Genomic DNA, 25,712 nt, shown 5'->3' on the forward strand with positions numbered 1-25,712 from the left:
TCGGGACGAAGAGGTCATCGAGGAAGGAGCCGCCCAAGCACTTCCGCCGTCGAGACTTGCTCTGGTCGACGGCCAACAGCGTGGCTCGGGCTGGCGAGGGTACAGCGAGGCATACGCGCGCCCTCACGGTGGGCGGACCCGCCACCGTGGCGGACTGTCGTCGGTTGAGGCTCAGACACCAACGGAGAGTCGAGGCACAGGGACCGTGCCATTCGCGTGCCAGATCCTGCGGGGAGCAACGGGGAACAGCGGGAACTCACCCCGAACGCGACCAAGAGTCCGACACGACTCCGCCGCAGGTCAGCCCAGCAACCACTGAGAAGAACCCCGAGCTTCCCAAGCTGAGAGCGCGAGTTCGATTCTCGTCACCCGCTCCATTCGAACCCCCAGGTCAGTGACCCGGGGGTTGTTTGTTTTCGGTCGTCGCGGGCGTTGATCTCGCCGACATCGAGAACAACGGTCTCAATCATCCCGGGAAGCCCAGGGCTTACCCGAACAAGACGACGCGATTCGCAGGCCGCAGGACGAGTTACAACATTCTCTACTGCTTCAAGCCCCGGCTACGCTCTGCTCCGCCGGGCGCGCTCGGGGAGAGTGGTGGGTTGAGGTCTGTTACGCCGACCTCGTTGGTGGCGATCGGGCTGCGGAGATCGACTTTTGCGAGGACCATCACGGCCAGTAAGGGGGGCACGCGCCTACACGCATGCAGGTACGGACCGTCACAGAAATGCACTGCCGGTATGAAGTCCCTTCAGGCAGCACGTCGAACGTTTGGCATCCGGTACCGGGCACTACCGAATTGGTACCAGTCCGAGAAGCGGACGGATGGGCAAAGACTCGCCCGCACGTGCGCTTCGCCGGCTACCTCGTAACGGCCGAGCGGACCCCGGACGGGCAAGGGAGTTCGGCTTCTCGTAATCAGTGAGAAGTGCCGAGACAGGCGAATCACTGGGAATCACGGGCGCAGGCGGGCAGCTTGGATGACGAAGGCCTCGACCGATGTTGCTGGTCAGGGGCCGTTCATATGCGTGGGTGTGGGATTTGAACCCGCGGTGGCATCGCTGCCACGACGGTTTTCAAGACTGCGTACGGATCGACGTTCCCGAAGCGTCGAGTGCACCCACGGCCGCGTGGAAATGAGCTGGCCCGCGACGCAACCGTTCTCCTGCGCACCGCCAGAACAGTCGCTCCTGTGCGTCCTCCATTGAATGCATGCCCAGGCCGTGCTCGGGGCACAGGGGCCAGGCCTGCCACGAAAGCTCCATGACAGTCTCCTGTGCGGCATCGGCGACGCTCGCCAGCGCAGAGGCAAGGCTGTCCTGCGAGTTCGGGTCCAGGCAATTGCCGTGCCACTCGCCGTTGGCCATGGCGACGTAGACGTTCTCCGGCTCATCCGCATCGTAGGACGGAAGGGCCAGCAGTTGCAGGGGTTCCAGCTGGGGAAGCGTCACCGCCAGGTCCCGGTTCAGGAGGGCGAGAGCCTGGTCCCACACCGGGTACTCGCCCGGCGACACGTGGCGAGGCTCAGGGGGGTCGAAAAGAGCGCACATGAGCACCATCCTCCGCCACGCCGGGGACAGTCCCAATCGCTCAACAGCGTCGCCCCCCTGCAAAGGCCGCGTGCGGCGGCTGACATCAGCGGCTGACAGGGGCGAGCACAAAGAGCAGCGCTCGGCGGCGGGCCTCAGTGGAAGATCGGCTGAGGCGCAGGCCGGGTTGGCCGACGGTGACTCGCGCCACGACGGCTCTGTTGGACTTCCCGCCGGCGTGGGCCACCACTTCAATCGCGTACTCCTCTTCGAACCGTGGCGGACGCGTGCCGGATCGTGTGGGGAGCAGCCATCCGGTCCGTGGTCACCCCCGCCAGGGTCCTGCGGTACGGGCGTCAGGCGCTGGGTCGCGGGTGGATAGGCCCGGCAGTACGCTTTTTCACAAAGTCGGGGATCGCAGAACGGGGCCGGAGCCCCCCGCCCATTGAGGTCGCATTCCTCTGGCCGGCTCTGATCGCGATCAGTAGGCAGGGTGACTTTTCATGAATGCCATCGAAAAGGCAATCGGAGTAGAGGCCCACTGGTTGATGGGGCGCGTCATGCCCCGCAGGTTTCTCGGCGAAGTCCGCAAACACCTCCACCATGTGGCGCCCGATCGCGAGGACGAGCTGATCGACGCGATCCGCGCGCGTGCGGAGGAGATCGCCGACGCGGACGAGGACATGGCCACCGACGGACCGTCGAAGGGGGCGCTGGCGATCGGTGCGGTCGTACTGGCCGCCTTCGAGAAGCTGGTCCCCCTGTTCGACGGGGACGAGAAGCGGACGATCCGCTATCTCCAGCACGCGATGAGCCCGGTGCTGAAGCGCCCGTACGACATGACCTTCTCGACCCTCAACAAGCAGGACCACGCGCTCGACAAGATCGAGAAGACGTGTCGCGTGATGGTGAAGCTCTACCCCGCCCACTTCGAGTTCGACTTTCAGCGACCGGAGCCGGGGCTATTCGAGATGAACGTCAAACGCTGCTTCTGGCGCGACTTCTTCGGCCGCCACGACGCCACGGCCGTCACAACGGTGATGTGCGCGTTCGACGTGAACTTCATGAAGGCGATCGACCCCGCGGTCAGCGGGCTGCGCGCCGAACGTACCTCCTTGCTTTCACTCGGTGACAGCGAGTGCCGCTTCGCCGTCCTTGAAACCGACGACCCTCTCGACGGCTACAGCGACGCTCTCGAGACGCGGTTCGTCGACGACAAGGAGGGCAAGGGCTGACGGCTTCGTGCGTGGTGAAACCGCCCGCCCGGTGCCTCACGTCACCCGCGGTGTCAGGCCGAGGTCGGCGAGCAGGCCCCTCACGCGGTTCTCGATCTCGTCGCGGATCGGGCGTACGGCGTCGACGCCCTGGCCTGCCGGGTCGTCCAGCTTCCAGTCCAGGTAGGTCTTGCCGGGGAAGACCGGGCAGGTGTCGCCGCAGCCCATCGTGATGACCACGTCCGATGAGTGGACGGCCTCGATGGTGAGGATCTTTGGGGTCTCCGCGGAGATGTCGATGCCTGATTCGCTCATGGCCTCGACGACGGCCGGGTTGACCGTGTCGGCCGGGGCCGAGCCGGCCGAGCGGACCTCTACGGCGTCGCCCGCCAGGTGGGTCAGGAAGGCGGCGGCCATCTGGGAGCGGCCGGCGTTGTGGACGCAGACGAAGAGGACGGAGGGGCGGGCGGGGGCCGGGCGGTCCGCGGCGGGGCTGCTGCTCATGGTGGTGTCTTCCTGGAGTGGGGCAGGGGCAGGGAAGGGTTGGCGCGGGGAGATCGGGGTCGTCGTGAACGGCCTGGGCATGTGCCTGTGCTGAGGTCCGGGCCCCACGGGAAAGGCGCGGCCGAAGAGTGCCGTCACCAGCGCCAGGCCGGCTGCGGCGCCCACCGTCTGCGCCGCCATGAATGGGACCGCCGAGCTGGGCGCTATGCCTGCGAACGTGTTCGTGACGGTCCGGCCGATCGTCACCGCCGGGTTCGCGAAAGACGTGGAGGACGTGAACCAGTACGCCGCGCCGATGTACGACGCCACCGCGATCGGAGTGAAGTTGGCGCGGCCCACGCGGGGCAGGCCGAAGATCAGGAGGACCAGGCCGGCGGTGGCCACCGTCTCGCCCAGCAGCAGGTGGTCGGCCGAGCGGTCGTGTGTCGACCAGTGCACCAGGGACTTGCCGAACATGGCGTCGGCCAGCATCGCGCCCGCCACCGCGCCCCCGATCTGGGCGGGGACGTACGCGGCGGCATCGCGGGCGGTCAGGCCGTCGCCCGCACGACGGCTGGTGAACCACGCCGCGAGGGTGACCACCGGGTTGAAGTGCGCGCCAGACACCGGGCCGAGGAGCAGGATGAGCACGCCCAGGCCGAAGACGGTGGCGAGTGAGTTGGCCAGCAGCTGCACGCCGACGTCTCGCGACAACTCGGTGGCCTGGATGCCGGAACCGACCACCACCGCAACCAGCGCCGCCGAGCCGACGGCCTCCGCCAGGGCACGGCGGCCCAGGGAGGCGTGCGCGCGAGGGACTCGACGACTCAGAGATGCGCTCTCGTCAGCGCTTCCGGCGCCCAGAGATGCACTCACACCAGCGCCTCGGCCGCCGTCGGTGTCGTAAGGAATGCCGCGAGGCGGTCGAGAGCCGGCGGCAGCACCCAGTAATAGACCCACGTCCCCCGTCGCTCGCAGTCGATCAGGCCCGCCTGGCGCAGGAGCTTGAGGTGGTGGGAGATCGTCGGCTGGGAGAGGTCGAAGGCCGGTGTGAGCTCGCAGACGCACACCTCGCCGCCCTCTCCTCGTGAGGCGATCATCGACAGCAGGCGCAGTCGGACCGGGTCGCCCAGGGCCTTGAAGACCTTGGCGAGTTCGGCCGCCCGCTCCTCGTCGAGGGGCGCCTCGGACACTCCGGCGCAGCAGTCGCCGTCCTGGCCGAGCACCTCGAGCTGTTGTTTCGACATTTCTCTATGTTGACATCCTTCGATACAAGGCGCAAGGTTGCATCAACAAACTTCAATACAGGCCGTTCGGGGCGCCACCGTGCCCCGTCTCTCCAAGGAGCGACGCCATGCGCGAGCAGTCCACCGACCTGCGTGAAACCGTGCGGCAGCGCTATGCCGCCGCAGCCGTGAAGGTCACCGAGGGCGGCACCGCCTGTTGCGGACCGCAGCCCGCCGCCGTCGAGGTCGACGAGAACTTCGGCTCCATCCTGTACGCCGCCCACGAGCGCGACGCGCTGCCCGCCGAGGCCCTCGCCGCCTCCCTCGGCTGCGGCAACCCGACCGCCGTCGCCGAACTCCGCGAGGGTGAGCGCGTCCTCGACCTCGGCTCCGGCGGCGGCATCGACGTACTGCTCTCCGCGCGCCGCGTCGGCCCGACCGGCAAGGCGTACGGGCTCGACATGACCGACGAGATGCTCACCCTCGCCCTGGCCAACGCCGAGCGGGCCGGTGCCAGCAACGTGGAGTTCCTCAAGGGCACCATCGAGGCCGTCCCGCTGCCCGCGAGCACCGTCGACGTCGTCATCTCCAACTGCGTCATCAACCTGTCCGTGGACAAGGCCGCCGTCTTCGCCGAGACGTTCCGCGTCCTCAGGCCCGGCGGCCGTATCGGCGTCTCCGACGTGGTCGCCGACGACGCCCTCACCTCCGAACAGCGCGCCGAACGCGGCGACTACGTCGGCTGCATCGCCGGCGCGCTGTCCTTCGCCGAGTACCGGGCCGGCCTCGAGGCCGCCGGGTTCACCGGCGTCGAGATCACCCCGACCCACCCCGTGGCCGACGGCATGCACTCGGCCCTGGTCCGCGCGGTCAAGCCCTCCGCCGTCCCCGATGAGCCCGGCGACTCGGCCGCGGCCACGGACGCCTGCTGCGGCGTCACCTCCTGCTGCACTTCGGACGAGCGGACCACCGACCCCTCCACCACGGTGGCGGAGGCCAAGGCCGCCTCGGGGTGCGGCTGCCAGAACTGACCCGGGCTGCCGATGGACGCCCCGGCCGGTGACCGGCGCATCCCTCACGGATACTGGGCCGCGCTGAGGGGGAGGCATACGTGACCTGGTCGACGGGGTGCTCCGGGTTCGTCGCCGGTCTGCTGATCGCCGTCGTCACCGCGCCGGTCGGGGTGTCCGGGGCCGTGTTCCTGCTGCCCGTGCAGCTGAGCGTGCTGGGCGTGCCGAGTCCGGCGGTCACGCCCACCAATCTCCTCTACAACGTGGTGGCCAACCCCGGCGCGCTGATCCGGTACGCCAGGAACGGCGGCCTGACCGGGCCGCTCACCACGCGGTTGGTGCTGGGCACGCTGCCCGGGGTGGTCGTGGGCGCGGTCGTCCGGGTGTTCGTCGTGCCCGGCCCCGGCATCTTCCGGGCGCTCGTCGCCGTACTCCTGCTCCCCTTGGGCATGTGGCTGTGCCTGCGCACGGTACGACCACCCCGGCGGGACGCGGACGCCGCACGGCAGCACCCTTCCGGGCCGTCCGTCACCGTGCTCGCCGTGGCGGTGGGTGTGGTCGGCGGGATCTACGGCATCGGCGGCGGCTCGATACTGGGCCCGATCCTGGTCGGCCTGGGCCTGCCCGTCGCCATGGTGGCCCCGGCCGCCCTGGCCGCCACCTTCCTCACCTCCGTCGTGGGCGCCACGACGTACGCGCTGCTGTCCCTGACCACCACCGGCCCGATCGCCCCTGACTGGTTCCTCGGCCTGGCCTGCGGACTGGGCGGCCTGCTCGGCGGCTACCTGGGCGCCCATCTGCAACCGCGCCTGCCCGAGACCGCGCTACGACTCCTGCTGGGAGGGCTCGCCACGGGGGTCGGCCTCCTCTACGCGGTGCAGGCCGTGTCCTGACGCGAACTCGGGGCAGACACCCGTCCGTTCACGAGTCGCGGTGCTTCCCGCAGCGCGCTCCCCCGCCCTCACGCCCCACCGCACTGCTACGACCCTGCCCGATCAGGTGATTTCGGTACGGTAGGGCACTTGACGCGACCTATTATCCCGTTTCGTGACAGACAGGCAGACCCGGAGTGCATCCGATGTGGTCATCCTCGGGGCGGGACCGGCCGGGCTCGTGCTGGGGAATCTCCTTCAGGACAGTGGGATCGACTGCGTGATCCTGGAGCGGGCCGAGCGCGCGCACATCCAGACGCGGGCGCGCGCCGGGTTCCTGGCCGCCGGCACCGTGCGGATCCTGGAGCGGCACGGGCTCGCCGAGGGGCTGCACCGGCACGGACAGGCGCACAGCACCTGCGAGTTCCGTACCGAGGACGGGCGGTTCCGGCTGGACTACAGCACGCTCGGGCGCGGTGAGCGGCACACCGTCTATCCCCAACAGCTGCTGGTCACCGACCTGTTGACGCGGTTCCTGGCCGCCGGCGGGCGGGTCGACTTCGGTGCCGAGGCCGTGGCCGTCCGCGACGCCGACACCGGTCGGCCCCGCGTGACCGTGCGCGAGGCGGACGGGCGGCCCGGCGAGTGGCGGGCGCGGTACGTGGCCGGTTGCGACGGGCGGCACGGCGTCGCCCGGCGTTCGCTGCCGGCCGGCTCCGTGCGCCGGCAGCACTGCGACCACGGCGTGACCTGGCTCGGGCTTCTCGCCGAGGCGCCGCCCAGTCTGGACGCCGTCGGGTACGCCGTGCACGAGCGGGGCTTCGCCGGGCACATGGCGCGGACCAGCGAGGTCACCCGCTACTACCTCCAGTGCGAGCGCGGCACCCGCCCCGACGCCTGGTCCGAGGAGCGGATCTGGGACGAGCTGGCGCTGCGGATGCGGGCGGCGCAGTACGGCCCGCTGCACCGCGGCCGCGTCGTGCAGCGAGCCGTCGTCGACCTGGAGTCCGACGTGCTCGAACCGCTGCGGCACGGTTCGCTGTTCCTGGTGGGCGACGCCGCCGGCCTCATCAGCCCGTCCGCGGCGAAGGGCGCCAACCTCGCGGTCCTGGAGGCGTCGATCCTCGCCGGCGCCCTGGTCGACGCCCTCGTCCGCGACGACTCCGAGGGCCTCGACGCCTACTCGGCGCGGTGTCTGTCGTACATCTGGCGTGCGCAGGAGTTCTCGCACTGGATGATCGGGCTGCTGCACGGCCCGTCCGGCTCCGACGGCACGGCGTCGTTCCACAACTCGCTGCGGCGCTCCCGCATCACTTCGCTGCGTACCTCGCGCAGCCGGCAGGACTGGTTCGCCGAGCACTACGTCGGCGTCTGAGGTCCGGCCCGGTCTCCGGCCCGGTCCTTCACCCTTCTCACTTCTCTCTCCACCCCTGCGTCATCCGCACACCCGAATGAGGATCCCCGCAATGATCACGACGTTGTCGGGCGACACGTCCCGCCTGCTCGCGACGGTCGACTTCGTCAAGGAGCAGGACACCGCCACGCTGCTCCCGCTGCTGCTGCCCGGACTCGACGGTCCGGAGCTGCACACGCTCGTGGAGCACTGCCGCTTCTCCCATGCCGCGCTGCTCGTCCTCCCGTCGGACGAGGCGGAGTTGGACGCCATGCTCGCCGACTGCGGGCTTGTCGCGACCCTGCCGGCGCAGCCGAGCGTCGTCGTACGCGGACGGCTGGCCGTGCGTCATCGGCGGCGGGCCGACGAGCTGGACGTCCGTATCCTGCGCCCCGCCGTGGCCGGCGCGGACGGGGCGCAGCGCATGGTCGAGGTGTTCGCGCTGACCGTGCCACCGGGGTCGGGACTGGACTCGATCGCCGCGCACGAGCGGGAGCATCAGCACGAGGCGCACGTCGCCTTCGAGGTGCCGGTGCCCGACCCGCTGGTGCTGCGTGGTCTGTGCGCGACCTTCGCCCGGTACGGGGCCCGCCCGGACGGCGGCGGCTACAACCCGCACGAGAACGGCACGGTCTTCTACTTCGCGGCACCCGACGAGGCCAAGGCCGGTTACCGGCGCGTGGAGTTGTACGTCCCCGGCGACCACCGCGACGTACTCGCCGGCCACCTCGACGAGCATCGGGCACGGCAACCCGCCGAAACGCTCCTTCGCCTGCTGACCGGGGCGTGGACGACGCAGGCGCTGGCCGCGTTCGCGCAGCTGCGGGTGCCCGACGCCATGGACCGCGAGCGCGGGATCGGCGTCGAGGACCTGGCGCGGGAGGTCGGCGCGAAGCCGCGGAATCTGGCGACCCTGCTGCGTTATCTCGTGATGCTGGGCGCGGTGGCGGAGGGCCGCGACGGGTTCCGGCTCACCGCGTCGGGCGCACTGCTGCGCACGGACGCCCCGGGGTCGATGCGGGCGCTGGCGCTGATGTACGGCGGCCCGTTCTACCAGTCCTTCGCGGGGCTCGGGCACACCGTGCGCACGGGGCAGGTCGCCTTCGAGCACCTCTTCGGCGAGAACCACTTCGACCACTTCGCCCGCGACCCCCGACTCGCTGAACTCTTCGACCGGTCCATGGCCGCCGGGTCCGCCATGTTCGACCCGGTCCCCACGCACCCGGTGCTCACCGCGGCGGCCGAGGCACCCGGCGGGGCCACCGTGGTCGACGTCGCCGGCGGCAACGGGGAACTCCTCGGCCGTATCCTCGCCGCGCACCCGCACCTGAACGGGATCCTGCTGGAGCGCCCGCACGCGGTCGAGGCCGCCCGCCACCGGCTGGAGGAGGCCGGCCACGGCACGCGATGCGCCTTCCTGGCCGGTGACTTCGCGGACGTACCCGCGGGCGGTGACGTCTACGTCCTCTCGCGCATCCTGCACGACTGGGACGACGAACGCTGCCGCGAGATCCTGCGCCACTGCGCCCGCGCGATGCCCGGCCACGCCGATCTGCTCGTCGTCGAGCGAGTGCTGCCCTCGGACGGCTCGGTCTCGCTGGCCACCGCCTGGGACCTGCACATGATGTGCAACGTCGGCGGGCGCGAACGGCGGGCCGACCACTACGGCCAGCTGTTCGCCGACGCCGGTCTCGCCCTGGTGGACCGGGCGCCGCTGCCGCTCGACGGCCATGTGCTGCACGTCAGAAAGGCGGCGCCGGCGCCGGCCTGACCCGAGCGGCGAAGGCGGAGGGACACGGACACCGGTGCGCGGCAGGTGCCCCTCCGTCTCCGGGGCGGCAGGCCCTACGCTGATCCCCGTGAGGCAGGCAGGCGCTGGGAAGGATGATCGGCGATGACGCCCCTGAGCACCGGGGACCCGGAGTCCATAGGCGGGTACACCCTGCTCGGCCGACTCGGGGCGGGCGGCATGGGTGTCGTCTATCTGGGAGTCTCCGCATCGGGGCGGCAGGTCGCGGTCAAGCTGGTACGCGAGTCGTATGCCCAGGAGGAGGAGTTCCGGACGCGCTTCCGGCAGGAGATCGCCGCGGCGCGCAGAGTGAGCGGCGCGTTCACCGCGCCCGTCGTGGACGCCGATCCGGACGCCGACCGGCCGTGGATGGCGACGCTGTACGTGCCGGGACCCACCCTCGCCGAAGTCGTCGAGAAGGACGGCCCGCTGAACCTGCGGGAACTGCGCACGCTGGGGCTGGGCCTCGCCGAGGCGCTGCGCGACATCCACCGGGCGGGCCTGGTGCACCGGGACCTCAAGCCGGGCAATGTCCTGATGACCGAGGACGGGCCCCGCGTCATCGACTTCGGCATATCCCGGGCCTCCGACAACCAGAGCCTCACCGTGACCGGGCGCATCATCGGCACCCCGCCTTTCATGTCGCCGGAACAGCTGGCCTCCCCGCGCGAGGTCACCCCGACCTCGGACGTGTTCTCGCTGGGGTCGCTGCTGGTGTTCGCGGCCGTCGGCACGGGGCCGTTCGACGCCGACAGCCCCTATATGACCGGTTATCAGGTCCTGCACGAGCCCCCGGACCTCGACGGGGTGCCAGAACCGCTCCTCGCCGTCGTCGGGCGCTGCCTCGACAAGGACCCGTCCGCCCGGCCCGAACTCGTGGACCTGCACCGCAGTCTCCAGACGCTGCCGCAGTCCGACGCCACCGCGCCCCCGAGGACCAGGGAGCCCGCGAAACCCCGTCCCGGCCCCGCCCCTTGGGGCACTGCCACCGCCGCAGGTGACACCCCGACCCGCACCGGCAGGCCGCGCCGCCCCCGGATGCTGCTCGCCGCCCTAGGCACGGCGCTGGCCGTCACGGGCCTGGTCGCGGGGATGGCTGCCTACATGTCGGGCGGGGACACGACCACCAACGTCTCCGACTCCGCGACCCCCGCCCGCACCGCGTCACTGCCCGACGGCTGGCGACCGTGGCACAAGGCCCTGCGGTACGACGTGCGGGGCATCCCCCTCGACTACCAGAGCCCCGGATGCGTGGCGGCGGGGACCGCCCTGTTCTGCGGCGGAACCGGCGTCACGGTCGCCCGGGTCGACGCCGCCTCGGGCCGCACCGTGTGGCGGGCCGGCGACCGCCCGCAGGGGGTGCGGCCGATCGGCGTCCGCGACGGGCTGGTCTACGTGTACGAGGACCCGGACGACGCGACCAGGCGTGTGGTGGCCCTCGACGCCGGTACCGGGCAACGGCGTTGGCAGCGCGACATCAGCAAGTCCGAGGACGCGCTCCTGTACGACGGCGGACTGCTGACCCTGTCCCCCGACGCCTCGCGGTTCGTCGCGTACGGGCGGGGCGGCAAGGAGCTGTGGCAGGCGCCCTCGCTGGACGAGTACTGCACCCCGAAGGTGCTGGGCGGCGCCCCGTACGCCCTGTGCTCGGCCGGCCGCGAGCCCGGCCAGGCCCCCGCCGACCTGATGAAGCTCGAACCGGGCAGCCTGTCGGAGACCGCCACCCTGCCCCGGAAGGCGGAGGCGCTCGGCGCGCTCGGCGGGCACCCCTTGTTCCTCGCGCCCCAGACCGCGAAGGACGTCTACGAGGCCGGATACGAGCGGCCGTACAACGCGCTGCTGCGCGTGGACCCGAAGACCGGGCAGGTCAGGCGGACATCGCTGGCACGTCCGCTGACCGGCGCGGCCACGCTGGTCGACGGCGTCGTCTACTTCGTACGCTCCAACGGGTCGGTCACCGCGGTGTCGGCGGACAGCGGGAAACAGCTCTGGCAGAAGGCCACGGAAACGGAGAGCCTGTCCGCGCCCGCGGTGTCGGCGCGATACGAACGCGTCTATTTCTCCAACCGCTTCGGCCGTCTGCTGGCCCTCGACAGCCGCACCGGAGCGGAGGTGTGGCGCACCGCCGCCCTGGACGACCCCGGCGACAAGGCCCAGAACACCCCGCCGCGCGTACTGCTCGTGAAGGACGCGATCGTGGCTACGGCCGGCGACACGGTGTTCTCCCGGGGGCCGGACGGGGACGACTGACCAGGGTCGGACGGTCCGCGTCCACCCGGCAGGGCAGCTCGACCCAGACGGTCTTGCCCCCGTCCTCGGTCCGTTCGGTGAGCACGACCCCGTTCAGCTCCTCCAGCAGGGCGTGCACGATCCTCAGGCCGCGGCCGTGGGTGGCCTCGGTGTCGCTGTCGCCGGGGGCGGGGCACTCGGGATGCCCGTCGTGCACTCCCATGCGGATCCAGGCGCCGTCGCACAGTTCCAGTACGACACCGATGTGCACGGTGGCCGCCGACGCGTGGAGCACGACGTTGGTCAGCAGCTCCGAGGCGATCAGCCGTAGCGCGTGGACGGCCTCGCTGCCGGTCGGGACCCCCCAGCCGTTGAGGATGTCCAGGACGGCTCGGCGCGCGAGAGGGACCTGCTCGGGCTGCGCGGGGATGTGCAGGGACCGGGTGTTCCGGCGCTGAGCGTTCATGGTGTCCGGTCTCCTCGTGCGGTTCCGGTTCAGGCGCCTCGCGGCGTTTACAGAACGCTAGGAGTGCCGTGCCCGCCGCCGACGACAGTTGTCGCGGGGGCGGTAAGTCTCGGGGCGCTCAGTGGAACAGTGCGGTGAGCAGGTCCTCGCCGATGCTGCGTACGCGTTCCAGATGCAGCTGGTAGTAGGCCCGCCTGCCGTCGCGCTCGACCGTGACGAGGCCGGCCTCGCGCAGCCTGGCCAGATGGCGGGAGACCTGCGGCAGGGTCATGCCGCTGCGGTCCGCCAGTGCCGAGGGGGTGAGGGGTTCCCGGGCGATGGCCCGTGCGATCCGCTGGCGTCCCGGGTCCCGCATGGCCTCGAGACGTCGGTGCACCACCGCGTAGCCGGGCTGGTCGTCGCCGTCCGGCACCAGGGGGTAGTGGACGACCGCAGCCAGCCCCGGTTCGTGCTTGACCAGCAGGTGGGGGCGGCCGAAGGCGGACGGTACGACCAGCACCGGGGTGGTGGCGACGTTCACGATTCCGTGGTGGAACTTGTCGAAGACCACGCGCGGCGGTTCGTCCCGGTACGACGCCGTGGAATCCAGGTCCGCCAGCGTTCTGCCGGGACCGCAGTGCTCCAGGGAGTCCCGCAGCCGCGGCAGCTGCCCGGCGATCATGCGGGCCGCCCTGGCGAGGTCCGGTTCCAGGGCCCGGGCCGCCTGGGCCAGCAGGTCGAGGAGGTCGGCGCGCAGGGGTTCCGGGGCGGCGAGGAGCCTGCGGGCCAGTTCGGCGCGGGCGGTGGAGCGCTGCTCGGCCGCCGTCAGCAGGCCCTCGCGCTGCTCGCGGTCGTCCAGCACCCGGTCCAGCGGGGCGCCCGAGTTGCCGCCTCGGATCGCGTATCCGGTGAGTTCGACGAAGAGCGGCAGCGGCAGCTCCGCCAGGTCGGTGAGCTCGGCGTCGAGCGGCCTATCCCCCGAGGCGCTCAGCGGGAACAGGTACCGCGCCCGGTAGGAGGCCCACAGCGGCGCCCAGTCCCTGATGCGCCGCCTCAGACGGGGGGTGAGAGTGGAGGTGGACGCCCCGTCGCGCGTGGATCCGTCACCGTCGGGGCCATCCGCGTCGAGCCCGCGGACCCAGCGGAGCGCACGCGGATGATGCTCGGCCTCCGTATAGGCGTGGAGCGCCGCGCCCAGCTCGGCGAGCGGCGAAGCACCCGCGGACACGCAGGAGGGGGAGGCCCCGGCGAGCGAAAGGACGACGCTCATGGCCACCTCCGGCACGCCGGGAATGTCGCTTACCGCGACCGCGACAACCATTGTAGGTACGGCCTCCGGTCAGCTCTACGGTTCCGACAACCCGACCGAGCCCGACCCCGGAGTCGCCATGAATCAGCCCGTCCCCGCCGATCTCCGCGCCGCCGTACATGATCGCCGCTCGCTGCTGGAGCAGCTCAGCCTCGATCTGCACGGGACGCCGGAGACCCGGTTCGAGGAGCACTACGCCGTCGAGCAGCTGGTCGGGCGGCTCGCCGCCGCGGGCTTCGAGGTGAACAAGGGCGTGGCCGGCCTGCCGACCGCCTTCACGGCCACCCACCAGGGCCCGGTCGACGGTCCGACGGTCGCGGTGCTGCTGGAGTACGACGCGCTGCCCGGCATCGGCCATGCGTGCGGGCACAACCTCATCGCGGCCGGCGGACTGACCGCCGCCGTCGCCGCGGCCGCCGTACGGCCCGGTCACCCCGGCAGGCTGATGGTGATCGGCACGCCCGGCGAGGAGGGCGGCGGCGGCAAGATCCTCATGCTGGACCGCGGCGTGTTCGAAGACGTGGACGCGGCGGTGATGTTCCATCCCGGCGACCGCAGTCTGATGGCCCGGCACGCACTGGCCGTCAGCCATCTGCGGCTCACCTTCCACGGTGTGGCCGCGCATGCCGCCAAGATGCCCTGGGACGGCCGCTCCGCCGCCGCGGGCGCCCAGCTGTTCCTCACGGCGGTCGACTCGCTGCGCCAGTTCATGCCGCCGAGCGCCCGAGTGCACGGGATCATCGCGCACGGCGGTCACGCCCCCAACGTCGTGCCCGACCGCACCGAGGTGGACCTCTTCGTACGCGAGGCGACCACCGCCGCCCTGGACGCGCTGGTGCCCCGGGTCCTCGCCGCCGCCGACGGAGCGGCGCTGGCCACCGGCACCACCGTCGAGACCGAGGAGACCGCACCGCGCTACGCCGAGCGCAACGACAACAGGGTGATGGGCGACCGGATCGCCGCCTACACCGCCGACCTGGGCCTTGAGCTCGAACCGCCGTCCCGGGAGAACCCGGCCGGCTCCTCGGACATCGGCAACGTCTCCATCCGGCTCCCGTCGATCCATCCGTACGTACAGATCTGCCCCCGCGACACCCCGAGCCACTCCGTCCGGATGCGCGAGGCCGCTCGCAGCCCGCGGGCGCACGAGGCGGCCACGACGATGGCGACCGCCATGGCCGCGCTCGTTCTCGACCTGCTCGGCGACCCGGAGTTCCTCAGCGCGGTCCGTGCCGAGTTCCTCGCGTCCGCTCCCTGCTCCACCGCTGGTCAGGAGCCGTCATGACCTCCTCGTCCCCACCCGATCTCGCCTCGAACGCCCTCTTCAACACGTTCTTCAACTGGGATCTGATCGCCGAGACCTTCCCCCGTCTGATCACCGAGGGGCTGGCGAACACCCTGATCATCGCCGCGGGCGCGATCGTCCTCGGCGTCGCCATCGCCCTGGTGGCCGCGATGCTGCTGCTGTCCAAACGCCGCCTGGTGCGGCTGCCGGCCCGCATATACGTCGACGTCTTCCGCGGCCTGCCGGTGATCATCACGGTGATGCTGGTCGGGGTGGGCCTGCCCGCGGCGGGGATCCGTCCCTTCGGCACCGATCCGTTCGGCTACGCGATCCTGGCAATCGGCATCATCTCCGGCGCCTACACCGCGGAGATCTTCCGCTCCGGCATCCAGAGCGTGGACGCAGGGCAGTTGCAGGCCGCCCGGAGTCTGGGACTGAGCTATCTCAAGGCGATGCGGCTGGTGGTGGTGCCGCAGGGCATCCGCCGGGTGCTGCCCGCCATGGCCGGCCAGTTCGTCAAGGACATCAAGGAGAGCTCGCTGGTCTATCTCCTCGGCCTCGCCGCGGGGCAGCGCGAGCTGTACTTCATCGCCCACGAGGAGGTCGCCCGGACCTACAACTCCTCGCCCCTGATCGCCGCGGGCCTCTGCTACCTCGCGCTCACCATCCCCCTGACCTACCTCGTCAACTACCTCGACCGGCGGCTGCGCGAAGGGCCGCGTCCCGGGAGTCTGCCGGCTCCGACCGAGCCCGACCTGCCCAAGACCCCGCTCCAGGCCGCCGGAACCGAACGAGGAGATGGCCGATGACCCCCGCGACCGCCGGACGGGATCCGATGCCGCCCTCGATGTCCGAAGGGGCCCCGGCGACGATGACTCCCGTCACTCCCACCACTCCCGCCGCCCTACAGGTCATCGGCCTCAGCAAGAGCTACGGCGCCGTCCCCGTGCTGCACGACATCAACCTCGACGTCCAGCGCGCGGAGACCCTCTGTCTGATCGGCCCCTCGGGTTCCGGCAAGTCCACGCTCCTGAAGTGCCTCAATCTGCTGGAGGCTCCGAACGCCGGTGAGATCTGGCTCGGCGAGACCTGCCTGACCGCGCCGCACGCCGACGTCGACGCCGCTCGTGCCCGGATCGGCATGGTCTTCCAGCACTTCAACCTCTTCCCGCACATGAGCGTCGAGCGCAACGTCACGCTCGCGCTGACCTCCGTCAAAGGCATGGGCCGCGAGCGGGCCCGCGCGCTCGCCCGCCACCACCTCGACGAGGTCGGCCTGGCCGCCTTCGCCGACCAGCGGCCCGGCCGGTTGTCCGGCGGGCAGCAGCAGCGCGTCGCCATTGCCCGCGCGCTCGCCATGGAGCCGGAGCTGATGCTGTTCGACGAGGCCACCTCCGCACTCGACCCCGAACTGGTCAAGGACGTGCTCGCCGTGATGCGGGATCTCGCATCGGGCGGCATGACCATGGCCGTCGTCACCCACGAAATGGGCTTCGCCCGGGAGGCCGCCGACCGCGTCGCCTTCATGTGCGACGGCCGTATCGCCGAGATCGACACCCCCGACCGGATCTTCGAGCGCGCCGAGCACCCCCGGCTGCGCCAGTTCCTCTCCCAGGTCCTGTGAACGTCACCCGGGCCGTCATCTCCACCGTCGTGAACCCTCCCATCAGAAAGCCCAGATCATGCACCTCACTTCACGCAGATCACTGCTCGCCGGCACCGTGGCCGCCGCTCTCCTGCTGCCCCTGACCGCCTGTGGCGGTGACGACGGGGCCGCGGACTCCGCGGCCGCCAAGTACAAGCTCGTCCAGAACGGTGTGATCACCGCGGCCACCCAGTCCGAGCAGCCGCCGTTCGCGATCACCGACGAAGCGGGCAGGCCGACCGGATTCTCGGTCGAACTGATGAACGAAGCAGCGAAGCGCCTCGGCGTGAAGGTCCAGTACAAGACGACCAGCCTCCAGGGCATCCTCGCCGGTCTGTCGGCCGGGCAGTACGACATCGGCGTGGCCGGCGTCGGCGCGACCGCGGAGCGCAAGAAGTCGGTCGCGTTCACCACCCCGTACTACTGGGGCTTCACCGACGTCCTGACGCTCAAGGACGGCCGGGAGACCGCTCTGCCGGACTTCGACGGCAAGCGGGTCGGCGCCGTCAGCGGCTCCGTGCAGGAGACCTTCGTCAACCGCGAGATGATGCGGGCGAAGCTGGTGAAGTTCAAGGACCAGACCGCCCTGATCACACAGCTCCTCTCGGGAGGCATCGACGCGGCCGTTCTCGGCGGCGCCAGCGCGGACGCGTATGTCGCGAAGGAACCGGTGCGCATCGCCGTGAAGCTGGAGAGCCTCCAGGGCAGCGCGTTCCCGATGCGCAAGGACGGCGACCCCAAGCTGCTCAAAGACCTCGACGCCCAGATCGACGCGATGATCGAGGACGGCACCTACATCAAGCTGTACCGGAAGTACTTCCACGACCCGATAGCCGCCGACCTCATCGTCGAACGCCCGAAGCTCGCGAAGCAGGTCATGAACACCGACCTGGCCCCCGACCGCCGCTGACACCGGGGCCACGGCCCCTGATCTGCGCATACACGCAGGTCAGGGGTCGTTCGTTCGTTTCACTGAGTCTGTGTCGACTGCGGCTCCCTGTCGGGGTCCAGGCCGCAGGTGCCGGACCTCGATGTTCCGTCCTGGCCCGTCAGTTCCACCGCGAGACGGCCGTCGGCTTCCTCGCTGTAGGCGATCGTGCAGGTCAGTTGGTGGATGGCCGTGGTGTCCAGGGGGCCCAGGGCGATGGGGAGGTCGGCCTTGATCCTGTCGTTCCGGGAGCGGTCGAGCTTGATGGTGGTGCCGCGGCGTGGGGTGGGGAGGGTGGAGGTCAGGCCGGCGGCTCTGTCCTCGGTCCGGGGGCCGCTGAGGAGGGCCAGGACCACCTTCTCCGTCGGGATCGGGTCCTCCGCGGCGTCTCCGGAGCCCGACTCGGAGTAGCCGTCGCCGAACTCCGTCGAGGACTCGACCGTTCGGATCACCGGCGCCAGGCTGCCGTCGGGGGCGCGGAAGAAGAGCAGCATGTCGGTGTCGCGGTTGAGGAACGCCTGGAAGCTGGCCGGGCCGCCCGCCTCGATGACGTCGGTCCCCCGGATGCCGCAGGCCCCGAGCATCGGTACGGCCGCCGCGACGGCAACGGCCACCGCAAACCGGCGCGTCCGGCCACGCCTCATCCCCCGGCCCCCTCCGCGTGCAGCGGTATCTCCACGGTGAAGACGGCACCGCCCCCGGGCAGGTTCCCGGCGCGGATCGTTCCACCGTGCAGCTTCACGTTCTCCAGCGTGATCGCCAGGCCCAGGCCGCTGCCCGCCGAGCGGGTGCGGGCCGCGTCGGCCTTGTAGAAGCGGTCGAAGATGTGCGGGAGGGATTCGGGGCGGATGCCGGGGCCGGTGTCCATGACCTCGGTGACCAGCACCGGCGCGCCCTCGGCGCGGGTCTCCGTGCGCAGCCGTATCACCACGGGTGCGCCGCCGTGCCGCAGCGCGTTGCCCACGAGGTTGGCGACGACGACGTCGAAGCGGCGGGGGTCGAGGCGGGCGCGGATGCCGTCGGGGAGTTCGGTGCGCAGGCGCGCGTCGGTCCAGTGGCGGTTGTCGAGGGTCTTGCGGATGGTCTCGGCCACGTCGACCTCGTCGGCGTTCAGTTCGGCCGCGCGGGCGTCGAAGCGGGAGATCTCCATCAGGTCCTCGACGAGTACGGCGAGCTTCCCGGTCTCGGCGCTGACCAGGCGGACCGCCCGCGCGGTGTCCGTGTCCAGGTCGTCCGCGTCCTCGTCGAGGACCTCGGTCACGGCGAGCATTCCGGCGAGCGGCGTGCGCAGTTCGTGGGAGACGTCGGATGCGAAGCGGCGGGCCCTGGCCTCGGCCTCGCGCAATTCACGTACGGATTGCTCCAGTTGGGCCGCCGATTCGTTGAAGGTGCGGGCGAGGTCGGCGAGTTCGTCGCTGCCGCGCACCCGGATGCGGGTGTCGAGCTTGCCGCTGCCCATGCTGCGGGCCGCCTGGCGCAGTTCCCGCACCGGGCGCAGGACGCTGCGCGCGGCGATCAGGCCAGGGATCAGCGCGACGGCGAGGCCGGGGAGGGCACCGTCCCGGGCGGCCATGAGGAGGGCGTCGACGTTGACCTGCTCGTCGGTCATCCGCATGACGGCGTAGAGGACGAGTCCGCTGGGCAGCACGCTGTCCGGGCCCGTCTTGAAGACCATGGGCATGGCGATGGTCAGGTAGGGGACACCGTCCTTGACGACCCGCTCGAAGGCGCCGTGCGGGTTGGCCCGCGCGGCCCGGCGCAGCTCGGGGGTGATGACCGTGGAGACCCGGTTCTCGCCCGAGGAGGCGCGGACCGAGCCGTACTCGGCGAACACCACCCAGGGGTGCGGCTTGGCCTTGCGGGCGACGTCGCGCAGGACTTCCTGGAGGCCGCCGCCCGTCTCCCGCACGGGCAGCCCGAAGCCCGTCTGCTGGACCTGCTCGCGGAACGACGCGACCGCCGTGTCCTGGGCGGTCTTCAGCACCGCGTTGCGGGCCTCGCGGTAGGTCAGCGCGGCCGTCGTGCCGGCGCTGACGGCGGCGACCAGCAGGAAGGCCAGCAGGAGACGGGTGCGCAGGCCGAACGCCCGGAACGCGGACCGCTCGCCGGGGGTCGCAGCGCCCCTTCGCTTGCCGGCGGTCGGACCGCCCCGTCCTCGGCCGGACCGGGGACCGCGGATCACAGCGGTCCGAAGCGGTAGCCGAAGCCCCGCAGCGTCTGGACGTAGCGGGGGCTGCCGGCCTCGTCCTCGATCTTGCCGCGCAGGCGGGCGACGCAGGCGTCCACCAGCCGGGCGTCGGCGTGGTAGCTGTGGTCCCACACGTGCTCCAGCAGTTGCTGCCTGCTGAACACCTGCTCGGGGGCGGCGGACAGGTGCAGCAGGAGCTTGAGCTCCGAGGGGGCGAGCGCGAGCGGGCGGCCGGCCTTGGCGACGGCCAGTCCGACCCTGTCGACGGTGAGTTCGCCGTGGACCTCGATGGCGGCGCGGCCCTGGCCGCCGTCGTCCAGGCGGCGCAGCACGGCACGGATCCGGGCCTCGATCACCTCCGTGCGGGCGGGCTTGACGATGTAGTCGTCGGCACCGGCCTCCAGGCCGATGACCACGTCGAAGTCGTCGCCGCGCGCGGTGAGCATGATGATCGGCAGCTGGCTGTGCTCGCGGACCTGACGGCAGACCTGTACGCCGTTCATCCCGGGCAGCATCAGGTCCAGCAGCAGCAGATCGGGGCGGAACTCGGCCATCGCGGCGAGGCCGGCCTCGCCGGTCGCGGCCGCCCGTACCTCGTGGCCGCGGCGGCGCAGACCGAGTTCGACCCCCTCGCGTACGGAAGGGTCGTCCTCGATGAGGAGCACGCGGGACATCGGCGGTTCTCCCTCGGTGAAGGTCAGGGGCGGGTGCGGGTGCTGGTGCTGGTCAGGCGGAGGTGCGGGTGCGGGTCAGCTTGCGGCGGGCGCCGGCGAGCAGCGCGTCGAGTTCGGCGAGCCGCAGCGGACGGGCCAGCAGAGCGAAGGTGAGGATGACGGCGGTCGCGCCGGCAACGGTGGAGACCACCGGTCCGGCCGCCGCGGTTCCCAGCGCCGCGAAGCAGCCCAGCGCGGTGGCGGGCACCGCGGCCACCAGCAGCCTCGTGTGGGCGCCCGCGGCGGACGACCGCAGGGGCCGTGCGACGCCGAGCCGGCGGCTCAGCACCCGGCCGGTCAGTGCCCAGCCCGCGCACAGCGCCAGTGAGTACGCCGCCGCCATGCCCGTCACCGCCCAGCGGGCCGGCAGCAGATGGGCGGCGGCCAGCGACAGTCCCGCGTTGAGGGTGACGATCACGAGGTTGAGCAGGAACGGCGTACGGGTGTCGGACAGCGCGTAGAAGGCGCGGGAGAGGACGTACTGCCCGGACAGGGCCACGAGTCCCGGCGCGAAGGCCATCAGGATGCCGGCCATGGCGGCCGTGTCGGCGGCGCTGGTCCTGCCGTAGCCGAAGGCGAGGGCCATCATCGGCTGGGCGAGGGCGAACAGCGCGCAGGCGGCGGGTACGACGGCGGAGGCGCTGACGCGCAGGGCGTGCGAGACGTCGCGCCGCACGGCAGCGGTGTCCCCGTCGGCGGCGGCCGCGCTCATCCGGGGCATCAGCGCGGTCACCACGGAGACGGTGATGATGCCGTGCGGTACGACCCACAGGGCATAGGCGTTGTTGTACGCGCCGTAGCCGGGGCCGCCGTCGAGGCCCGCCGTCGTGGCCAGCCGGGTGGTGACCCAGTAGGCGGCCTGGTTGGCCAGGACCAGCAGCACCAGCCAGCCGGCCGAGCGCAGCGGGCGGGTCAGTCCGCTGCCGCGCCAGTCGAAGCGGGGCCGCCAGCGGAAGCGGGCGGCGCGCAGCGCGGGGACCAGGGCGAGGGCCTGGGCGGCGATGCCGGCGGTGGTGCCCCAGCCGAGGACGGCGGTCTCGGTCGCGGTGAGGGTGTCGCCGCCGCCCATGGCCAGCGCCAGGTACAAGCCGAACACGGCCATGACGACGAGGTTGTTGAGGACCGGCGCCCACATCATCGCGCCGAACCTGCCGCGGGCGTTGAGCACCTGCCCGAGCAGCGTGAACAGTCCGAGGAAGAAGATCTGGGGCAGGCAGTAGCGGGCGAACGCGGTGGTCATGGCCGCCTGTTCGCCGGTGTAGTCGGTGTACCCGTCGATGATCGCCGGCGCCGCCCACACGGCGGTCGCGGTGATCGCCAGCAGCGCGACGACGCAGACGGTGACGAGCCGGTCGGTGTACGCGACGCCCCCGTCGTCGTGCTCCTTGGCGGCCTTGACCAGCTCGGGCACGAAGACGGCGTTCATCGCGCCGCCGAGGAGCAGCATGTAGACGATGGTGGGCAGGGCGTTGCCGACCGCGTAGCCGTCGGGGACCGGCCCGATGGTGCCGATCGCCGCCGCGACGACGGCGGAGCGGGCGAATCCGGTCGCGCGGGAGACGAGGGAGCCGGCGGCCATGACGGCGCTGCCACGGGCGGTGGACGTCTGCGTCTCAGCCTTGGTCTTCGTCTTCGTGCCCGCCGGCGTCGTGGTCTGCCTCATCGGCGGTTCAGGTACGCCTGGAAGGCGCGGTAAAGCGTGTGGTTGGCGCTGCCGCCCAACGGTTTCTCCCATTCCCCCAGCGTCTCGACGACCTGTCCCCCGGTGCCGAGCTTCCAGCGCAGCAGTCCGTACGCACGTTCGTCAGGATCGAGAGTGGAGGGTACCCCTCGCATGTCGTAGACGTCGGCACCGAGCGCGTGGGCGTCCAGCAGCATCCGCCACTGAAGGGCGTTGGAGGGCCGGACCTCGCGGCGGTGGTCGGCCGAGGCACCGGTCTGGTACCAGGCACGGCGGCCCACCGTGATCAGCGTGTGGGCGGCCAGGATCTCGCCCCGGTGACGGGCGAGGTACAGCTTCATCCGGCCCGGCTCCTCTGCGTTGAGCGCCGCGTACTGACGCTCGTAGTAGGCGAGCGAGCGGCCGAGCCGGAATCCGTCGCGCCGTTCGGTGATGCCGAGCAGCCGGTAGAACTCGGGGAGTTCGGCCGCGCCGCCCACCACGATCTCCACGCCCTCCTTCTGCGCGCGGCGGACATTGCGGCGCCATTCCTGGTTGAGCCCGGACCACAGGTCCTCGGTGCTGCGTCCGGCGAGCGGCACGTGGAAGACGTGCCGGGGCTGGGCGTCGCCGTCCTCGCCGGTGCCGTCTCCGCCGCAGCGGCGCCAGTCCCGGGCGCGCAGCCGTTCGGCCACGGCGGTGCCGAGCGGGTCGACCTCGCTGGCGAGGACGTCGCCGAGGCGCCGGCCGGGGCCGGTGAGGGACTTCAGCCGGGCGGCGTCCCAGCGCCGGTAGGCCGGGGACGGGCCGATGCGCACGGCGAAGGCGCCCGCGCCGCGCAGGTGCTCCAGGAGCGGGTCGAGCCAGCCGTCGAGGTCGGGGTCGCTCCAGTCGGCGACGGGGCCTTCGGGGAGGTAGGCGAAGTACTTGCGGGTGCCGGGGAACTGGCGCAGCAGCACCAGTGCGACGCCGTTGAGTTGCCCGGCCTCCGGGGCGGGTCCCCAGCCGATCAGCCGGGCGCGCCAGCCCTCCTTCACGTCGGCCCAGGAGGGGCACTGGAGGAATCCGGCGCCGAGTGCCGCGCCGGCGGGGGTCGCGAGGAAGGCACGGTAGGTCTCCGCGGTGATGGTGCGCAGAGCGAAGCCCGGATGCGGGGCGGGGCGTGAGTGGCTGGGCGGAACGAGCAGCGCTGACACGGTCTGAGCCTCTCCTTCTCCCCGGGCCTGTCGCGGGGACACTCAGGAGATTCACAGCGGCCCATGACCGCTCCGTCCGGCGAATGTGACCGGACCATGACCGTTCCTCACCAGTCGCCGTCACATAGCCCTGTGGCGGCTGACCTCGGGTTTTACGGCTCTACAGTCACGACATCGCCGACTCGTCCGGCCCGTTCCCGTTCCTTTTCTTGTTCCCGCTTCTGTTCTCCCGGAGGTTCTGTTGTCGCGCTCTCGTGCAGTCATCCATGCCCGCGTCCGGGCCGCCGTCGTGGCCGGCGCCGCGGCTGCCCTGCTGACGCCGCTCGCCGCCTGCTCGTCCGGCTCGCAGGGTTCGTCGGACGACGGCCGGAATCCCGGCGCCGACGACCGTCCTGTCACGGTCACCGTCACGCCCCGGGGGGAGAAGGTCCCGGCGGGCGAGCCCGTGAAGGTCACGGCCTCTGGAGGCAGGCTCACCTCGGTGACGGTCACCGACGGCGAGGGGCACCGGCTGGCCGGCAAGGTCGCCGCCGACGGTCGTTCGTGGGTCTCCGACCGCAAGTCCGTGCCCGGCGCCGCGTATTCGGTGACGGCGGCGACCCGCAGCGAGGGCGGAACCGCGAAGAGCACCAGGGCCGCCTTCACCACGGCCGAGGCCGGCAAGGTCAACAAGGTCGACTGGCGGCCGGGCACCGGCACCACCGTCGGCGTCGCCCAGCCGATCTCCCTGGTCTTCGACAACCCGGTGAAGAACCGGGCCGAGGTCGAGAAGCAGCTGAGGATCACCACCTCGAACGACACCGAGGGTTCCTGGGGCTGGATGCGCGACTGGTCGGGCCGCGACCGGGTCGACTGGCGGCCGAAGGAGTACTGGAAGCCCGGGACCAAGGTCACGCTGAACGCCCGCCTGAACGGCACCGATTCGGGCACGGCCGGGGGCTGGTTCGTCCGGGACTACACGACCACCTTCACGATCGGCGCCCGGCAGATCGTCAAGGTCGACCTCGACGACCATCGGCTCACCCTCGTCCGGGACGGCGAGACGGTACGGCGGATACCGGTCTCCGGCGGCACGCCCGGCGGCGACAAGCGGTCCTGGCACGGGACGGCGGTGCTCATGGCCAAGGAGGGCACGATCAACATGAACTCCGAGACGGTGGGCCTCGCCGACGCCTACGACAAGATGGTCGACTACTCGATGCGGCTGACCTGGTCGGGCATGTACGCCCACGCGGCCCCCTGGAACGCCCGCTACTTCGGCAACTCCAACCACAGCTCCGGCTGCATAGGCATGAGCGACGCGAACGCGTCCTGGTTCTACGCCCAGGTCCACCCCGGCGACCCCTTCGAGATCAAGGGCAAGGACACAAAGGGCGTGGTCGCACCGGGGAACGGCTTCGGCGCGTGGAACGTGTCGTGGACGGAGTGGCAGGGGATGAGCGCGCTGCGGTGAGTGGTCAGGAGCAACTGCACGACGAGGCGTAGACGACGAACACGACGGTCACGGTGAGCGTGGTGGCGGCCGCGCCGGCCAGGCGCCCGCGCCGCCCCGGCCTGGCGGGACGCAGCAACTCCCAGCCGCCGTAGCCGAGAAAGACCAGCAAGGCACCGCCCACACCCCCGGCGACGAGCGGGCTGCGGCCCCATCCCCACACGAACGCAACAGCCAGACCCGCCAGAACAAGGCAGGCGACCAACGTCAGCACGACCTCTCCTGCGATCTCCATCAGGAGTTCGTTCAAGAACGAGCCAATACCGCGGATCACGCGCACGACACGCTTCCAAGCCGCCCGAACTGCCAACGCCCCCTCCAAAGCCGGTCCCGAATGATCGGACTCTACGAAACCGCGATGCGGCGAGCAGGAGAAGGCCCAAGTCCCGGAGACTTGGGCCGTCTTGGTGTTCGGGAGGGGCGTTTCGGTCAGGTGGTGGGGGACTCGGCGGCGACCTTGAGGTCGTGCAGCCAGGCTTCGAGGCCCGCGCCGAGGGCCGCTGTGGCGGTGGGGACGTCCGCCTCGACCTGGTCGCCGGTCCAGGTTTCCTCGGTGTGGACGTGGACGCCGCCCTTGACCTTGCGGAAGGTCCACAGGTGGACGCCCTCGTCGATGCGCAGGCCCTCGCCGATCGCGGGGCCGCTCCACAGGACGCAGTCGTTGCGGCGGAGCTCCTGGACGGTGGAGGTGATGGAGAGGGTGGTCGCGGGGGTCGTCGGGGTGGCCGGTGCGGGGGTCGTCCAGTGGAACCGGGACCCCGGCTTCAGACGGCCGTGGTCGAGGCGTTCGGCGGTGGTGACCGGGGGCTGCCAGGACGGCCAGCGTTCGACGTCGGTCTGGAGCTTCCAGATCCTGCTCAGCGGCGCCTTGATCACGACGTCGGACTCGTAGCGGATGACGGCGTCCTCGTCGACGCCCCGGCCGCCGCACCGGGACGTCGTGCTGTTCGGCGTGGCCTGGGCGGCCGGGACGGTGCCGGCGAGGACGCCGGTGACGGCGAGCGCGACCGTGACCGCGGCTGCGCGGGCCCGAGGCCGGCGCGGCTGCCGGGAGCGGGAGGCGGAAGGGCTGTTGGCGAACATGGTGTTCCTCTCGGTGGTGGGTA

At 71.2% G+C, this 25,712-nt stretch carries 23 protein-coding genes and 2 pseudogenes; 12 read left to right on the plus strand and 13 right to left on the minus strand.

Annotation, left to right across the window (positions count from 1 at the left end; translation table 11 throughout):
* Positions 1-700 precede the first annotated feature (700 nt).
* Positions 701-925, plus strand: a pseudogene (locus CP983_RS45080) (DUF6578 domain-containing protein); the annotation flags it as partial.
* A gap of 151 nt (positions 926-1,076) precedes the next feature.
* Here the strand turns inward: CP983_RS45080 and CP983_RS20370 are convergent.
* Positions 1,077-1,514, minus strand: a complete 438-nt coding sequence (locus tag CP983_RS20370) for a hypothetical protein (protein ID WP_308436555.1) — start codon at positions 1,512-1,514, stop codon at positions 1,077-1,079.
* Positions 1,515-2,089: 575 nt separating this feature from the next.
* Here CP983_RS20370 and CP983_RS20375 point away from each other — a divergent pair.
* Positions 2,090-2,764, plus strand: coding sequence for an L-2-amino-thiazoline-4-carboxylic acid hydrolase (locus CP983_RS20375; RefSeq protein ID WP_167537733.1), 675 nt, complete (start codon positions 2,090-2,092; stop codon positions 2,762-2,764).
* A gap of 36 nt (positions 2,765-2,800) precedes the next feature.
* Here CP983_RS20375 and CP983_RS44460 read toward each other — a convergent pair whose 3' ends face one another.
* From CP983_RS44460 to CP983_RS20385, 3 genes and pseudogenes are all read right to left on the minus strand, one after another.
* Positions 2,801-3,247 (minus strand): arsenate reductase ArsC, encoded by a 447-nt coding sequence (locus tag CP983_RS44460; protein WP_208852860.1) that lies wholly within the window; start codon positions 3,245-3,247, stop codon positions 2,801-2,803.
* Positions 3,248-3,364: 117 nt separating this feature from the next.
* Positions 3,365-4,057, minus strand: a pseudogene (locus tag CP983_RS44465) (aquaporin); the annotation flags it as partial.
* 41 nt (positions 4,058-4,098) lie between these two features.
* The gene (locus CP983_RS20385) at positions 4,099-4,473 is read right to left on the minus strand and encodes an ArsR/SmtB family transcription factor (RefSeq protein WP_150500960.1); all 375 of its coding nucleotides are present in this window, start codon (positions 4,471-4,473) and stop codon (positions 4,099-4,101) included.
* A 107-nt stretch (positions 4,474-4,580) separates the two neighbouring features.
* Here CP983_RS20385 and arsM point away from each other — a divergent pair, with 107 nt between their 5' ends.
* From arsM to CP983_RS20410, 5 genes are all read left to right on the plus strand, one after another.
* Positions 4,581-5,483 carry an arsenite methyltransferase gene (gene arsM, locus CP983_RS20390; RefSeq protein ID WP_150500962.1) on the plus strand — a complete coding sequence of 301 codons (903 nt, stop codon included), beginning with the start codon at positions 4,581-4,583 and terminating at the stop codon, positions 5,481-5,483.
* A gap of 80 nt (positions 5,484-5,563) precedes the next feature.
* Positions 5,564-6,355 (plus strand): TSUP family transporter, encoded by a 792-nt coding sequence (locus tag CP983_RS20395; RefSeq protein WP_150500963.1) that lies wholly within the window; start codon positions 5,564-5,566, stop codon positions 6,353-6,355.
* Between the two features lie 187 nt (positions 6,356-6,542).
* Positions 6,543-7,709, plus strand: a complete 1,167-nt coding sequence (locus tag CP983_RS20400) for a 4-hydroxybenzoate 3-monooxygenase (protein ID WP_150506738.1) — start codon at positions 6,543-6,545, stop codon at positions 7,707-7,709.
* A gap of 91 nt (positions 7,710-7,800) precedes the next feature.
* Entirely contained in the window at positions 7,801-9,498 is a 1,698-nt protein-coding gene (locus tag CP983_RS20405; protein ID WP_150500965.1) for a methyltransferase, read from the plus strand.
* A 123-nt stretch (positions 9,499-9,621) separates the two neighbouring features.
* Positions 9,622-11,766 (plus strand): protein kinase domain-containing protein, encoded by a 2,145-nt coding sequence (locus CP983_RS20410; protein ID WP_150500968.1) that lies wholly within the window; start codon positions 9,622-9,624, stop codon positions 11,764-11,766.
* Here the strand turns inward: CP983_RS20410 and CP983_RS20415 are convergent.
* Entirely contained in the window at positions 11,717-12,211 is a 495-nt protein-coding gene (locus CP983_RS20415) for an ATP-binding protein (protein ID WP_150500970.1), read from the minus strand. The genes CP983_RS20410 and CP983_RS20415 overlap by 50 nt on opposite strands.
* A gap of 118 nt (positions 12,212-12,329) precedes the next feature.
* Complete coding sequence (locus tag CP983_RS20420) at positions 12,330-13,460, minus strand: ArsR/SmtB family transcription factor (protein WP_150500973.1); 1,131 nt, start codon at positions 13,458-13,460, stop codon at positions 12,330-12,332.
* A 118-nt stretch (positions 13,461-13,578) separates the two neighbouring features.
* Here CP983_RS20420 and CP983_RS20425 point away from each other — a divergent pair, with 118 nt between their 5' ends.
* The 4 genes from CP983_RS20425 to CP983_RS20440 are packed head-to-tail and all read left to right on the plus strand — an operon-like array spanning position 13,579 to position 17,339.
* Positions 13,579-14,784: an amidohydrolase gene (locus tag CP983_RS20425; RefSeq protein ID WP_150500975.1), complete on the plus strand. Its 1,206-nt coding sequence runs from the start codon at positions 13,579-13,581 to the stop codon at positions 14,782-14,784.
* Positions 14,781-15,593, plus strand: coding sequence for an amino acid ABC transporter permease (locus CP983_RS20430; RefSeq protein ID WP_150500977.1), 813 nt, complete (start codon positions 14,781-14,783; stop codon positions 15,591-15,593). The genes CP983_RS20425 and CP983_RS20430 overlap by 4 nt, the downstream gene beginning before the upstream one ends.
* 38 nt (positions 15,594-15,631) lie before the next feature.
* Positions 15,632-16,408: an amino acid ABC transporter ATP-binding protein gene (locus tag CP983_RS20435; RefSeq protein WP_208852861.1), complete on the plus strand. Its 777-nt coding sequence runs from the start codon at positions 15,632-15,634 to the stop codon at positions 16,406-16,408.
* Positions 16,409-16,466: 58 nt separating this feature from the next.
* Entirely contained in the window at positions 16,467-17,339 is an 873-nt protein-coding gene (locus tag CP983_RS20440; RefSeq protein WP_167537734.1) for a substrate-binding periplasmic protein, read from the plus strand.
* Between the two features lie 59 nt (positions 17,340-17,398).
* Here CP983_RS20440 and CP983_RS20445 read toward each other — a convergent pair whose 3' ends face one another.
* The 5 genes from CP983_RS20445 to CP983_RS20465 are packed head-to-tail and all read right to left on the minus strand — an operon-like array spanning position 17,399 to position 23,114.
* Positions 17,399-18,001 carry a hypothetical protein gene (locus CP983_RS20445; RefSeq protein WP_150500979.1) on the minus strand — a complete coding sequence of 201 codons (603 nt, stop codon included), beginning with the start codon at positions 17,999-18,001 and terminating at the stop codon, positions 17,399-17,401.
* Positions 17,998-19,539 carry a sensor histidine kinase gene (locus CP983_RS20450; RefSeq protein ID WP_150500981.1) on the minus strand — a complete coding sequence of 514 codons (1,542 nt, stop codon included), beginning with the start codon at positions 19,537-19,539 and terminating at the stop codon, positions 17,998-18,000. The genes CP983_RS20445 and CP983_RS20450 overlap by 4 nt, the downstream gene beginning before the upstream one ends.
* Entirely contained in the window at positions 19,536-20,219 is a 684-nt protein-coding gene (locus CP983_RS20455) for a response regulator transcription factor (protein WP_150500983.1), read from the minus strand. Before CP983_RS20455 ends, CP983_RS20450 begins: the two co-directional genes overlap by 4 nt.
* A gap of 52 nt (positions 20,220-20,271) precedes the next feature.
* Positions 20,272-21,921, minus strand: coding sequence for a murein biosynthesis integral membrane protein MurJ (gene murJ / locus CP983_RS20460; protein WP_268256304.1), 1,650 nt, complete (start codon positions 21,919-21,921; stop codon positions 20,272-20,274).
* Entirely contained in the window at positions 21,918-23,114 is a 1,197-nt protein-coding gene (locus CP983_RS20465) for a lipid II:glycine glycyltransferase FemX (RefSeq protein ID WP_150500985.1), read from the minus strand. Before CP983_RS20465 ends, murJ begins: the two co-directional genes overlap by 4 nt.
* A 241-nt stretch (positions 23,115-23,355) precedes the next feature.
* Here CP983_RS20465 and CP983_RS20470 point away from each other — a divergent pair, with 241 nt between their 5' ends.
* Positions 23,356-24,567, plus strand: a complete 1,212-nt coding sequence (locus CP983_RS20470; RefSeq protein ID WP_150500987.1) for a L,D-transpeptidase — start codon at positions 23,356-23,358, stop codon at positions 24,565-24,567.
* A 4-nt stretch (positions 24,568-24,571) separates the two neighbouring features.
* Here CP983_RS20470 and CP983_RS20475 read toward each other — a convergent pair whose 3' ends face one another.
* Complete coding sequence (locus CP983_RS20475; RefSeq protein ID WP_167537735.1) at positions 24,572-24,856, minus strand: lysine transporter LysE; 285 nt, start codon at positions 24,854-24,856, stop codon at positions 24,572-24,574.
* 179 nt (positions 24,857-25,035) lie between these two features.
* The gene (locus tag CP983_RS20480; RefSeq protein ID WP_107904799.1) at positions 25,036-25,689 is read right to left on the minus strand and encodes an SRPBCC family protein; all 654 of its coding nucleotides are present in this window, start codon (positions 25,687-25,689) and stop codon (positions 25,036-25,038) included.
* Positions 25,690-25,712: the final 23 nt, after the last annotated feature.

Origin of the sequence: Streptomyces chartreusis (assembly GCF_008704715.1) — a bacterium.
Classification (GTDB): domain Bacteria; phylum Actinomycetota; class Actinomycetes; order Streptomycetales; family Streptomycetaceae; genus Streptomyces; species Streptomyces chartreusis.